Here is a 12,875-nt window from a genome sequence, read left to right as displayed (position 1 = left end):
ACGGGTTGCATCGACGCGCGCTAGCGGCGAGGGTGTGCGGTCGGCAGGGCCCCGCCGGGGCGGAGCAGGTGACGGAAGGTGACCCTCGTGACGACGTCCGCGAAGATCAGGGAAGTCCCGCTGGCCGGGGCGGGCGGCGGCCCGTACGGCATCACGGTCGGCCCCGACGGCGCGCTCTGGCTGACGCTGGCCCATGCCGGCGGCATCGCCCGGATGGGTACGGGCGGTGAGCTGCGCACCTGGTCGGTGTCGCCCGACAGCCGACCGTTGATCATCACCCCGGGCCCCGACGGCGCCCTCTGGTTCACCCGCTCCGGCGACGACCGGATCGGCCGGATCACCACCGACGGCGTGCTGAGCGCCGTCGCGCTTCCGGCCGGGACCGGCCCCTGCGGCATCGCCGCCGGTCCCGACGGCGCCCTCTGGTACGCGGCCATGAACGCCGACGCGATCGGTCGGGTCACCGTCGACGGGGAGCAGACGCGGTTCCCGCTGCCGGTGAGCGGCGGCTTCGCCTCGATGGTCGCCGCCGGGCCGGACGAGGCCGTCTGGTTCACGCTCAACCAGGCGAACGCGGTGGGCCGGATCGGCATGGACGGCGCCGTGACCCTGCACGCGCTGCCGACCGAGGGGGCCGCGCCGGTCGGCATCACCGCCGGCGTCGACGGGGCGCTCTGGTTCGTCGAGATCGGCGCCGGTCAGCTCGGTCGGATCACCCCGGACGGGCGGATCACCGAGTACCCGCTGCCGGACCGGTCCGCCCGGCCGCACGCGATCGTCGCCGACCCGGCCGGCGGCTGCTGGTACACCGAGTGGGGCGGCAACCGCATCGGCCACGTCGCCCAGGACGGCACGATCGACACCTACGACCTGCCGACCCCGGCCTCCGAACCCCACGGCCTCACGGTCGCCCCGGACGCCACGGTCTGGGCCGCCCTGGAAACGGGCGCCCTGGCCCACCTGACCCCCTGACCCACCCACCCATCCCCCCGGCCCGCGCCCCCGCCCTCGGCGCGTTGATCATGAAGTTAATTACGGCAATACGGGCGTCTTGCGGTAATAACTTCATGATCAACGCGTCGGGCGTCGGGCGTCGGGCGCGGGGCGCGGGGCGCGGGGTGGGGTGGGTGGGTGGGGTCAGCGGACGGCGGGGGTGACCGTCAGGGTGCCGGTTTCCGCGTCGAGGGTGGCCTCGGTGCCCACGGGGACGGTGAGCTGGCCGGGGCCGTGACCGATCGGCAGGCCGCCGAGGACCGGGACCCCGAGGTCGCCGAGGCGCTCGGAGAGCACGTCGGCGACGCCGACCGACCAGCCGTCCGCGCAGTCGGTGAACTGGCCCACCGCCACCCCGGCCAGCCCGTCCAGGACCCCGGCGCGGCGGAGCTGGGTGAGCATCCGGTCCACCTTGTAGGGCGGCTCCTGGACGTCCTCGACGAGCAGGAGCGCGCCAGTCAGGTCCGGCATGTCCGGGGTGCCCAGCGACGCCACGACCAGGCAGAGGTTGCCGCCCAGCAGCGGGCCGGTGGCCCGGCCGGGCACGCGTACCGCGAAGGTCTCCTCCTCGGCGACGGCGCTGACCGTGACCGGCTCGGTGGTCATCAGGGCGGCGTGCAGCGACTCGGCCGAGCGGAGCGGCGTGCGCTCGTCCAGCCAGGCCGCCCCCGGGCCGTGCACGCCGGCCAGCCGGGCACCCCGCCAGAGTGCGAACTGCAACGCCGTGATGTCGGAGAAGCCGGCGACCACCTTCGGGTCGCGGCGTACGGCGGCCATGTCGATCGCGTCGACGATCCGCTGCGCGCCGTAGCCGCCCCGGGTGCAGATCACCCCGCGCACCTCGGGATCGGCGAACGCCGCGTTCAGGTCGGCGGCGCGCAGGTCGTCCGTGCCGGCGAGGTAGCCCTGCCGGGCGTACGCGTTCGGCGCCAGCACCGGCCGCAGTCCCCAGCCGGTGAGCAGCTCGACACCCCGGGCCACCCGTTCCGGTCGGGTCGGCCCGGACGGCGACACCAGCATCACCGTCTCGCCGGGGCGCAGCGCCGGCGGTCGTACGGCGGTGGCGGGACTCGTGCGGGCGAGGTCTGACACAGCGGCAGAGCCTAGTCGCGCGGGCGGCTCAGCCGTCGAGGTACTGCTCTGCGTGCGCCCCCGACGGTGGGATGGGCGTGATCACGTCGATCAGCACCCGGTCGGGTGCGGCGACGATGAAGTGCCGCTGCCCGAAGTCCTCGTCACGCAGCGGCAGTTCGGCGTGCAGTCCGCCCCGGACGACGAGCCGCTCCCATTCGGCGTCGACGTCGGTCACCTCCAGGTTGAGCAGGAATCCTCGCACGGGTGCCCGGTACGCCTCGGGCAGCGTCGGGTGCTGGTGGTCGAGCAGTGCCAGTTCGTACGCGGGCGGCCCCGGTCGGCGCAGGCTCACGTACCAGTCGGCCTCGAAGGTCGTCTCGAAGCCGAAGAAGCGTCGGTAGAAGTCGTGTGACTCGCGCAGCTGTGCGGTGCAGACGACGGGGTAGAAGCTGGTCAGGTTCATCTCGGCCCTTTCGCATACCGTCGGTATGTCGAGGACCGTATTTCACATACCGTTGGTATGTCAACGAGGAGATGCGATGACCGAGGGTGTCCGGGCGCAGCAGCGGGAACAGACCCGGCGGGCCCTGGTGGCCGAGAGCCGGCAGCTGTTCGCCACCCGGGGCTACGCGGCGGTCGGCCTGGCGGAGATCGTGCGGGTGGCCGGAGTCACCAAGGGCGCGCTCTACCACCACTTCGCCGGCAAGGCCGAGCTGTTCCGGGCGGTGCTGGCGGAGGTGCAGCGGGAGGTGGCACACCGGGTCGCCACGACCGCCGACGCCGAGGCGGACCCGTGGGCCCGGTTCACGGCGGGCTGCCAGGCGTTCCTCACCGCGAGCACCGATCCCGAGATCCAGCAGATCATGTTGATCGACGGCCCGGCGGTGCTCGGCTGGAACGAGTGGCGCGCGCTGGACGAGGCGGCGTCAGGCCGGCACCTGGCCGACGCGTTGACCCTGCTGATCCAGGAGGGGCTGATCGCGCCGCAGCCGGTGGCGCCCATCACCCACCTGCTCTCGGGTGCGATGAACGAGGCGGCGCTCTGGATCGCCAGGGCGGCCGACCCGACCGCCCTGGCCGACACCCGCACCGCCCTGGCCCGGATGCTCGACGCGCTGCGCGCCCCCTGAGTTCGATCGTCCGCCGCGCCGGTGGAGGCGTTCCGGGGTCCGTCCGGGCCACCGGCTAGCCTCGACGTCGTGGCTACCGCGCTGGTGATCGAGAACGACCCGACCGACGACGTCCGCCGGCTGGGCGAGTGGCTGACCGAAGCCGGCCTCGACCTGTGGGTGGTTCGCGCCCACGCCGGTGACGAGATCCCCGCCGACCTGGAGGGATACTCGGCGCTGGTCGTGCTCGGCGGCGCGATGGCGCCGTACCCGCTGCCGGACGGGTCGCCCGCCGCGCCCTGGCTGCCGGCGCTGGAGGGGCTGCTGCGCAAGGCCGTCCGGCACCGGGTGCCGACCCTCGGCATCTGCCTCGGCGCGCAGCTGCTGGCCACGGCGCACGCGGGCGAGGTCGTGCGCAGCCCGAGCGGCCCCGAGGTCGGCCCCTGCGTGGTCGGCAAGCGGGACGCCGCCGACACCGACCCGCTGTTCCGCTACGTCCCGCTGATCCCCGACGTGTTCCAGTGGCACGCCGACGAGATCACCGAGCTGCCCCGCGGCGCCACCCTGCTGGCGGCCTCCACCCGCTACCCCCACCAGGCCTTCCGCCTCGGCGACCGGGCCTGGGGGTTGCAGTTCCACATCGAGTGCGACACCGCCATGATCGCCGACTGGGCAGCCGACTCGAGGCTGCTGGCCGAGCTGGGCTACGACCCCGACCTGGTGGTGGCGGCCTGCCACGACGTGATGGTCGACGTCGAGGAGGTCTGGCAGCCGTTCGCCGCCCGGTTCGCCGCGCTGGCCCTGGGTGAGCTGGAGGACGCCACGCCCCGCCGCAGCCTGCCCCTGCTCGGGCAGTGATGAGCCGGCCGGCCAGGGCCGCGGGACGGCTCGCCCGCTACGGCTTCGGCACCGACGGCGGTGCCGGCGCCACCCGCGCCGCCGACCTGCTCGGCCCGGACGGGCTGGGGCTGTGGCGGCCGGACGTGCAGGAGCCCACCGACGGTCGCGCGGCGGAGCTGCTCGCCGCGCTCTCCCGGGCCGCCGACCCCGACCTGGCGCTGCGCCAGCTGCACCGCATCGTCGAGGCCGAGCGCCGGATGGCCGCGAACGGCACCGGCCCCGCCACGGGCCGGTCCGGGGGGAAGGCCCACCCCGGGACGCCGGTCGAGGCCGAGCGTCGGGAGGCCCCGGAACAGGCGCCGTCGGCGCTGCTGGCGGGGCTCGCCGACGACCCCGGCCTGCGCCGCCGGCTGATCGCCGTCCTCGGCGCCTCGTCGGCGCTCGGCGACCACCTGGTCGCCAACCCGGACCAGTGGCCGGCGCTGTGCACCGCCCCGGACGGGCTGGCGCCGACCGCCGAGGGGCGGCTCGACCTGTCCGGCGACGGGCAGCCGGTGGCGGTGCTGCGCAGGGCGTACCGGCTGGCGCTGTTGCGGATCGCGGCGGCCGACCTGACCGGCGGCCGGGGCCTGGAGCAGACCATGGCCGCGCTCTCCGCGCTGGCGGACGCGACCCTGGCCGCGGCGTACGAGATCGCGGTCGGCGAGCTGCCGGAGGGCACCCCCCGGCCCCGGCTGGCCGTCGTGGCGATGGGCAAGTGCGGCGGCGACGAGCTGAACTACGTCTCCGACGTCGACGTGATCTTCGTGGCCGCCGAGGACGACGACCTCGCCGCGGCCACCACGGTCGCCACCCGGCTCATCCACGTCTGCGGACTGGTCGCCTGGCCGGTCGACGCGGCCCTGCGTCCGGAGGGCAACCGGGGGCCGCTGGTGCGGACGCTGGCCAGCCACCTCGCCTACTACCGGCGGTGGGCGCGCACCTGGGAGTTCCAGGCGCTGCTCAAGGCGCGGCCGGCGGCCGGTGACCTGGCGCTGGGCCGGGAGTGGATCGACCAGCTCGCCCCGTTGGTGTGGCGGGCCGCCGAGCGGCCCGAGGCGGTCGAGGACGTCCGCGCCATGCGGCGCAAGATCATCGACAACATCCCGCCGAAGGAGCTGGAGCGCGAGATCAAGCGGGGTCCGGGCGGGCTGCGCGACATCGAGTTCGCCGTGCAGCTGCTGCAACTCGTGCACGGCCGGGGCGACGAGTCGCTGCGGGTGCCCGGCACCATCCCGGCGCTGCGCGCGCTGGTCGCCGGCGGCTACGTCGGCCGGGCCGACGGCGAGGCGCTGCTGCGCGGCTACCGCTTCCTGCGCGGCGTCGAGCACCGCCTCCAGCTCCAGGGGCTGCGCCGCACCCACACCGTGCCGACCGAGCCGGCCGCGCTGCGCTGGCTGGCCGCCGCGCTGGGCCACACCGCCACGCCGGGCCGCAGCGCCGTCGAGGAGTTCCGCGCCGAGTGGGTCACCCACGCCGCCGAGGTACGCCGACTGCACGCCAAGCTGCTCTACCGGCCGCTGCTGGAGTCGGTGGCCCGGGTGCCGGCCGACGGGCTGCGGCTGACCCCCGAGGCGGCCCGGCACCGGCTGGAGATCCTCGGCTTCGCCGACCCCGCCGGGGCGCTGCGTCACCTCCAGGCCCTCACCGGCGGGGTGAGCCGCACCGCCGCCATCCAGCGCACCCTGCTGCCGGTGCTGCTCAGCGAGTTCGCCGACGCCCCCGAGCCGGACCGCGGCCTGCTCAACTACCGGCAGGTCTCCGACAAGCTCGGCAGCACCCCCTGGTACCTGCGCCTGCTGCGCGACTCCGGGCCGGTGGCCCGCCGGCTGGCCCGGGTGCTCTCCTCCTCCCGCTACGCCGCCGACCTGCTGGCCCGCGAGCCGGAGGCGCTGCGGCTGCTGGCCGAGGAGAGCGAGCTGGTGCCCCGGCCCAGCACGGTCCTCTGCGAGGGCTTCGCCGCCGCCGCGGCCCGGCACTCCGACCCGGTCGAGGCCACCCGGGCGATCCGCGCGCTGCGCCGTCGGGAACTGGTCCGGATCGCCTGCGCCGACCTGCTGTGCCGGGCCGGCTCGCTGGCCCCGTCGCCGCCCCGGCCCGACGGCGGGCGCGCGGCGCTGGGCCTGGCCGACGTGACCGCCGTCGGCACCGCCCTGGCGGACGTCACCGACGCCACCCTGGCCGCCGCGCTGCGGGCCGCCCGCGCGGCCCAACCGCCCGTGCCGGGGCTGCGCTTCGCCGTCATCGGCGTGGGCCGCCTCGGCGGGTACGAGTCGAACTACCTCTCCGACGCCGACGTGCTCTTCGTCTACGACGCGCCGACCGGCGCGGGCGACGGCGCGGCGGGTGCTGCCGCCCGCGCGATCGCCGAGGAGCTGCGCCGGCTGCTCGGCATGCCCGCGCCCGACCCGCCGCTGGGCGTCGACGCCGACCTGCGTCCGGAGGGCCGGCAGGGCCCGCTGGTGCGCAGCCTCGCCGCGTACGCGCAGTACTACGCCCGCTGGTCGAAGGTGTGGGAGGCGCAGGCGCTGCTGCGGGCCCGGTTCGTCTGCGGCGACGCCGACCTCGGCGCCGAGTTCGTGGCGATGATCGACCCGGTGCGCCACCCGGCCGACGGGCTGAGCCGCGAGCAGGTGGTGGAGATCCGCCGGATCAAGGCGCGGGTGGAGCACGAGCGGCTGCCCCGGGGCGCCGACCCGGCCACCCACACCAAGCTGGGGCGGGGTGGCCTCGCCGACGTCGAGTGGGCGGTGCAGCTGCTCCAGCTCCGGCACGCGGGGGCACTCCCGGCGCTGCGCGGCACGCGTACGCTCGACGCCCTCGCGGCGGCCCGGGACGCGGGCCTGGTCGACCCGACGGACGCCACGGAGATGGCGGCCGGCTGGACGCTGGCCGCGCAGGTCCGCAACGCGCTGATGCTGGTCCGGGGCCGGGAGGGCGACCAGCTGCCGCGGCACGGCGTCGAGCTGGCCGGGGTGGTCCGGCTGCTCGGCCGCGACGATCCCGGCGAGTTCCTCGACGAGTACCTGCGCACCTGCCGCCGCTCCCGGGCGGCGATGGAACGGGTGCTCGACTCCTGAGCCCGCCGCCCGGCCGGGTCGTCGCTGCGGAACTCAGCGGCGGCGGTGGACCAGCACCACGTGGTCGACCAGCTCGCCGAGCTCGCCGTTCGGGCCGGTGGCCTGCCGGCGCGGGGCGTCGAGCCGCTCGGTGTCCCACCGGTCGGGGTCGAGGTCGAGCGCGGCCAGGGTCTCCTGCGGGGTGGAGAAGCGGGCGTGCGCGTGGTCGTGCCGCCCCCAGGGCGGGACCTCGCCGTGCTCGACGATCAGCAGCCGGCCGCCGGGGGCCACGGCCCGGGCCGCCGACCGCAGCAGCTCCGCCCGGGGGAACTCCAGCGGCGACTGGAGGAACTGCGCGGAGACCAGGTCGTACGCGCCCGGCGGGAAGGTCCGGGTGAGGTCGTGCCGGCGGAACTCGATGCGGGACGTGACCCCGGCGGCGGCCGCCTCCTCGGCCGCCCGGGCCAGGGCGGTCTCGGAGACGTCGACGGCGGTCACCTGCCAGCCCCGCGCGGCCAGCCAGAGCGCATCGCCGCCCTCCCCGCAGCCGAGGTCCAGCACGGTGCCGGCCGGCAGCGAGCCGGCGACGTCGACCAGGATCGGGTTCGCCCGGCCGCTCCAGACCCGCTCGTGCCGCCCGTAGTGCTCCTCCCAGAACCGCGCGGTCTCCTCGTCCACGTCCGGGTGCCGCCGCCCGTCGTGGCCGGAGGCCACCCTGGTGTCGTCGTGCCGGTGCTCGCCGGTCGTCGCGTCGTGCTGCACGTCTCGTCCTCCTGGTGCGCTGCCGCCTCCTCGCCGAGCATGCCGACTGCGACGAGGTCGTCCCTGCCCGTCGATCGTGGCGTGGCGGCAGCGTGGGAGCAAAGATTGTTGCCGGGTTGGCAAAAGGTGGTGACCGGTCAGCTGCCGAGCCGGTACTGCCCGGCGCGCGGCACCGTCACCGCCGTCCAGCCGCCGTCGGCGGCGACGGTGGCCCCGCCGGAGGCGGTCAGCCAGCGGCTGTGCCGCACCCGGACCGGCACCGTGCCGGCGCCCGGCGCCCGGAACGTCACCGACGCGCCGTCGTGCGCGACCAGCTCGGCCGGCGCCTCGACGATCGGGCTCGGGTCGGTCACCGCCCAGACCCGCCAGTGCGGGCCGGACCAGACGGGCGTCAGGTAGGGCAGCCCGCCCGCCACCAGCTCGGCCTCGGCCCGCCCCACCCAGGACAGCGGGGCGTCCGGCACCGCGACGAACTGCACCGCGTTGTCGGTGAGCCAGTCCCGGTAGCTCGCCGCGGTCAGTGGCACCCCGGTGCCCGCGGCCCCCGGCACGGTGGTGAAGAAGAGCGGGTTGCGGTCGATGTCGGCCTGCCGCAGCCAGCCCCGGGCCAGGGGCACCTCGCCCAGCCTCGCCGCCTCCCAGTAGTTGCGGGTCGGCGGAACCTCCACCCGGCCGGTGAGGCGCTGCCCGTCGAGGAACGCCCGCAGCGGCGCGAAGTAGGCCGCCCGGCTGGTCGGGTCCTCGACGCTGCGCAGGTCGGCGGGGGACACCGGCGGCTGCCACCAGCACACCGCCGCCAGCAGCCCGGCCAGCACGACGCCCCAGGCCCGCGTGCCGCCGGCTCCGGCGGCTCCTACGCCGGTCCGCCCGGCCGCCCCGGGCCCGTCGGCGGGTGACGCGCCGCCCCGGCCCAGCCATGCCGTCAGCCGGGCCGGTGGGCGGGCGGCGGCGGCCAGCAGGGGCAGGGCGAACATGACGGCCAACCGGGTGGCGTTCAGCCCCACCGGGGTGTGCACCAGCGCCGCCGCCAGCACCCCGGCCGCCGAGAGCAACGCACCCGCCCGCACCGGCCGGTAGCCCACGAGCGCGGCCACGAGCAGGCTGGTCAGCACGGCGCGGACCGTGTCGGTGCGGCTGATGTTCATCCAGCCGCCGTCGCCGAAGAGCAGGGCGGTCAGCCCGAGCGGCAGCGCGGCGGCGACACCGAGCACCAGGCCGTCGGCGTACCGGCGGGTCAGCAGGAGCGCCGCCCCGGCCAGGCCGACGAACAGACCCGCGACCGGGCTCGTCGCCGAGGCCAGCAGCGCACCGGCCGCCACCAAGCCGAGCCGCACGAGCCGCCGTCGCCGCCCCCGCCTGTCGGGGCCCGCGCCGGTCGGCCCACCCGGGCCCGTGCCGGTCGGTCCCTCGGGGCCGGAATCGGTCGGTCCACCCCGGGCGCCGCCGGTGGGGGCAGTCGGGCCGAGGGTGAGGGCCAGCAGCGCGCCGAGGCCGAAGGCCACCCCGAGGCCGTACGTCACCCGGCCCGAGACCAGGTTGGCGGCGATCGTGAGCACCCCGACGAGGCTGCCGAGCAACGGGCGGGGCACCCCGGTACGCACCAGCAGCGCCGCGAACGCGGTCGCCGCCGCCACCAGGGCCAGCGCGCCGGTGACCCGTACCCCGAGCAGCGCCATCACCGGCTGGGAGACCAGGCTGTAGCCGAACTGCTGCACGCCGCCGTACCAGCGCAGGTCCACCGGGGCGAGGCCGTGCGCGGCGAAGAAGTCGGCCCGGGCCACCTGGGCGGCGAGGTCGGAGCCGGTCGGCGGGAGGGCGACGTACGCCACTGCGAGGAGCACGGCGGAGACGGCGGCCACCGCCACCACCCGACTGCGCCGCATGCCCACCTCCGTACCGCGACCACCGTACTGGCAGCATGTCCGGCGTGCCTCACCACCTCGCGCGCTGGATCGGCCTCGCCGGCTCGACGCTGCTCGCCGTGGCCGCGTTCCTCGGCGGAGCGTTCCCCGACGGCGACCTGCGCCCCACCCCGGTCAGCATCTGGCAGGGCCCGTACGGCCCGCTGATCATCGCGAGCTGGGCGGTCGGCACCGGCGCGATGGCGTACGCCTGGTGGACGCTGCGCGACCGGGTGCCGTCGACCCGCTGGGCGCTGGTCACCGTCGGGCTCTGGCTGCTGCCGCTGCTTCTCACGCCGCCGCTGGGCAGCCGGGACGTCTACGCGTACGCCTGCCAGGGGGCCAGCTTCTCCGCCGGCCTGAACCCGTACGAGCAGGGCGTCTCGGCGCTGCCGTGCCCGTGGCTGGACACCATCTCCTACATCTGGCGGGACACCTCGGCCCCGTACGGGCCGCTGTTCGTGCTGCTCGCCGGGGCGGTGGTGAAGGCCACCGGATCCCTGTACGGCAGCATCGTGCTGTTCCGGCTGCTCGCCGTCGTCGGGGTGGGGCTGACGGCGGCCTGCCTGCCGGCGCTGGCCCGCCGCTGCGGCGTACCGGGCGGCCGGGCGGTCTGGCTGGCGCTGGGCTCGCCGCTGATCGGGGTGCACCTGGTCTCCGGGGCGCACAACGACGCGCTGATGGTGGGGCTGCTCGTCGCGGGGCTGGCGGTGGTGGTGTCCCGGCCGGGTCGCCCCGGCCCGCTGCTCGGCGGGGGAGTGCTGCTCGGCCTCGCCGTCGCGATCAAGGTGACCGCGCTGGTCGTGGTGCCGTTCGCGGCGCTGGCCGCGATCGTCGGGGCGTACTCGATCAGGGCGCTGGTGCGCGACGGCGGGTGGGTGGTCGGAGGGGCGGTCGCCGCCGTGGTCGGCGCGACCCTCGCCACCGGCCTGGGCTTCGGCTGGGTGACCGGGCTCGAACAGGGCGGCCTGGTGATCGCCTGGACCTCGCCGCCGACGGCGGTGGGGCAGACCGTCGCCTACCTCGCCGCGCCGTTCGGCTGGCACGGCGACCCGCTGCCGGCCACCCGGGGGATCGGCATGGCGGCGCTGGCGCTGGTGCTGCTCTGGCTGTGGTGGCGGGCGCGCACCCGGGAGCCGATCTGGCACGCCGGCCTGGCGCTGGCTGCCACCGTCGCGCTCGCCCCGCTCTTCCACCCCTGGTACTGGACGTGGCCGCTCGCGGTGCTCGCGGCCACGGCCCGGCGCACCGGGTGGTTCGCGGTCGTCGCGATCGTCTCGTCGTTCCTGGTGCTCGCCGACGGCACGGGGCTGGCCCGGTACACCAAGACCGTCGGGGCGCCGCTGATGACGCTGTTCGTGATCGTGGTGGTGGTCCGCTTGGTACGGTCGGCCCGAGCGGCCCGTCGACCGGCCGCCGTGGACTGAGGAGAGGGACGCCGGTGACCGCTTCCGGCGCTCCGCCGGTCCCGCCCGGCACCCCGCGACCGCCTGGCATCCCGCCCCCGCCCGGCCCGCCATCCGGGCCCCCGCCGTCGCCCGGATCCCCGTCGCCCGGACCTGCCCCGCCGTCGCCCGGTCCCGCCGGGCTCGCCCGGTGGGCCGGCCTGGCCGGGGCGGTGCTGCTGACCGTCGCCGGCTGGCTCGGCGGCGCGCTGCCCCGGGCCACCCCTGCTCCGAGCCCTGCCGACGAGCCGTGGACCGTCGCGCTGTGGCTGGTCGGCACCGGGCTGCTGGTCGGCGCCTGGTGGGCGCTGCGCCGGGGCGCGCCGTCGACGCGGTGGGCGTACCGGACCGCCGGGCTGTGGGCGCTGCCGCTGCTGGCCGCGCCGCCGCTGGGCAGCCGGGACGTCTACTCGTACGCCTGCCAGGGCTGGGCGTACGCGCACGGCGTCGACCCGTACGCCGTCGGCGTGGCCGGGGCCGGCTGCCCCTGGGTGGACGCGGTGGCACCGATCTGGCGGGACACGCCGGCGCCGTACGGTCCGTTCTTCGTGCTGCTCGCCGCGCTCGCGGTGACCCTCGGCGGCGGGCTGGTGGGCGCGATCGTGGCGTTCCGGCTGCTCGCGGTCGCCGGGGTGCTGCTGACCGCCGGATGCCTGGTCGGGCTGGCCCGGGCCGCCGGCGTGCCCACCCGCCGGGCGGCCTGGCTGGCGCTGGCCAGCCCGCTGGTCGGGGTGCACCTGATCGCCGGTGCGCACAACGACGCGGTGATGCTCGGGCTGCTGACGCTGGGCCTGCTCGTGCTGGTCCGCCGTCCCGGCAGGCCGGGGCCGCTGCTGCTGGCCGGGGCGCTGCTCGGGCTGGCGGTGACCGTGAAGGCGACCGCCGTGGTGGTGCTCCCGTTCGCGGCGCTGGCCGCCGTGCACGGCCGTCACACCGTACGGGCGCTGCTGCGCGACGGCGGCTGGCTGGCCGGCGGGGCGCTCGGCGCGGTGGCCGTCACCTCGCTGCTCTCCGGTCTTGGCCTCGGCTGGGTGGGCGGGCTGACCCGCAGCGGCGACTCGGAGCAGTGGACGTCCCCGCCCACGGCGGTCGGCTTCGTCGTCGACTACGCGGGCGGCCTCGCCGGCCGGGAGCCGGGCGCGGTGCCGGTCACCCGCGCGGCGGCCCTGCTGCTGCTCGCCGTGCTGGTGGCGGCGCTGTGGTGGCGGGCCTGGTCGGGGCTGCGCCGGGCGAGCGGCGTCGGGCAGCGGGTGGCCCGCCCGGACGCCGCCCGCCCCCGGGCCGCGCTGCTCGGCGCCGGGCTGGCGCTGGCCGCCACGGTCGCGCTGGCCCCGGTCTTCCACCCCTGGTACGCCACCTGGCCACTGGCGCTGCTCGCGGTCGCCGCGGCGCGTACGACCTGGTTCGTGGCGCCCTGCGCGGCGGCGGCCTTCCTCGCCCTGCCCGACGGCACCAACCTGGCCCGGTTCAGCAAGGCCCCGGGCGCGCTGGCGATGACCGCGCTGACGGCCGGGCTGGCGGCGTGGGGCCTGCGCCGGCTCCGCCGGACCGGTGCCGCGCGCCCGGACTGAGGGGCCACGCCGCGCGTTCCGGCCGGCGGGGTTCGCGCCGCGTCCTCGGGGCGTCGCGCCCGTGCCGCGCGCCCGGCTGAGG

At 76.8% G+C, this 12,875-nt stretch carries 10 protein-coding genes; 6 read left to right on the top strand and 4 right to left on the bottom strand.

Annotated elements, in window-relative coordinates; all coding sequences use genetic code 11:
- Positions 1 to 87 precede the first annotated feature (87 nt).
- The gene (locus tag OG989_RS30325; protein ID WP_327029201.1) at positions 88 to 972 is read left to right on the top strand and encodes a Vgb family protein; all 885 of its coding nucleotides are present in this window, start codon (positions 88 to 90) and stop codon (positions 970 to 972) included.
- Between the two features lie 165 nt (positions 973 to 1,137).
- On the opposite strand, the gene OG989_RS30320 is transcribed toward OG989_RS30325, so the two are convergent.
- Both OG989_RS30320 and OG989_RS30315 read right to left on the bottom strand, forming a co-directional pair.
- Positions 1,138 to 2,013 carry a S66 peptidase family protein gene (locus tag OG989_RS30320; protein WP_327031268.1) on the bottom strand — a complete coding sequence of 292 codons (876 nt, stop codon included), beginning with the start codon at positions 2,011 to 2,013 and terminating at the stop codon, positions 1,138 to 1,140.
- A gap of 100 nt (positions 2,014 to 2,113) precedes the next feature.
- Entirely contained in the window at positions 2,114 to 2,530 is a 417-nt protein-coding gene (locus OG989_RS30315) for a VOC family protein (protein ID WP_327029200.1), read from the bottom strand.
- 76 nt (positions 2,531 to 2,606) lie between these two features.
- Here OG989_RS30315 and OG989_RS30310 point away from each other — a divergent pair, with 76 nt between their 5' ends.
- The 3 genes from OG989_RS30310 (at position 2,607) to OG989_RS30300 (ending at position 7,135) form a co-directional block, all read left to right on the top strand.
- Positions 2,607 to 3,197, top strand: a complete 591-nt coding sequence (locus OG989_RS30310) for a TetR/AcrR family transcriptional regulator (protein ID WP_151456100.1) — start codon at positions 2,607 to 2,609, stop codon at positions 3,195 to 3,197.
- 69 nt (positions 3,198 to 3,266) lie between these two features.
- Entirely contained in the window at positions 3,267 to 4,034 is a 768-nt protein-coding gene (locus OG989_RS30305) for a type 1 glutamine amidotransferase (protein WP_151456099.1), read from the top strand.
- On the top strand, positions 4,034 to 7,135 hold the full coding sequence (locus tag OG989_RS30300) for a bifunctional [glutamine synthetase] adenylyltransferase/[glutamine synthetase]-adenylyl-L-tyrosine phosphorylase (protein WP_327031267.1): 3,102 nt from the start codon (positions 4,034 to 4,036) through the stop codon (positions 7,133 to 7,135). Before OG989_RS30305 ends, OG989_RS30300 begins: the two co-directional genes overlap by 1 nt.
- A gap of 33 nt (positions 7,136 to 7,168) precedes the next feature.
- Here the strand turns inward: OG989_RS30300 and OG989_RS30295 are convergent, their stop codons facing one another.
- The gene (locus OG989_RS30295) at positions 7,169 to 7,876 is read right to left on the bottom strand and encodes an SAM-dependent methyltransferase (RefSeq protein ID WP_327029199.1); all 708 of its coding nucleotides are present in this window, start codon (positions 7,874 to 7,876) and stop codon (positions 7,169 to 7,171) included.
- A gap of 137 nt (positions 7,877 to 8,013) precedes the next feature.
- Positions 8,014 to 9,759, bottom strand: a complete 1,746-nt coding sequence (locus tag OG989_RS30290; RefSeq protein ID WP_327029198.1) for a hypothetical protein — start codon at positions 9,757 to 9,759, stop codon at positions 8,014 to 8,016.
- A 44-nt stretch (positions 9,760 to 9,803) separates the two neighbouring features.
- Between OG989_RS30290 and mptB (OG989_RS30285) the strand changes: the two genes are divergently transcribed.
- Positions 9,804 to 11,204: a polyprenol phosphomannose-dependent alpha 1,6 mannosyltransferase MptB gene (mptB, locus tag OG989_RS30285; protein ID WP_327029197.1), complete on the top strand. Its 1,401-nt coding sequence runs from the start codon at positions 9,804 to 9,806 to the stop codon at positions 11,202 to 11,204.
- Positions 11,205 to 11,272: 68 nt separating this feature from the next.
- The gene (gene mptB, locus OG989_RS30280) at positions 11,273 to 12,793 is read left to right on the top strand and encodes a polyprenol phosphomannose-dependent alpha 1,6 mannosyltransferase MptB (protein WP_425856433.1); all 1,521 of its coding nucleotides are present in this window, start codon (positions 11,273 to 11,275) and stop codon (positions 12,791 to 12,793) included.
- The last annotated feature ends 82 nt before the right edge of the window (positions 12,794 to 12,875 follow it).

The organism is Micromonospora sp. NBC_01740 (genome assembly GCF_035920365.1).
Taxonomy (GTDB): Bacteria; Actinomycetota; Actinomycetes; order Mycobacteriales; family Micromonosporaceae; genus Micromonospora; species Micromonospora reichwaldensis.
Note: the sequence above shows the minus strand (reverse complement) of the source record. Positions and strands in the feature narration are given on the sequence as shown.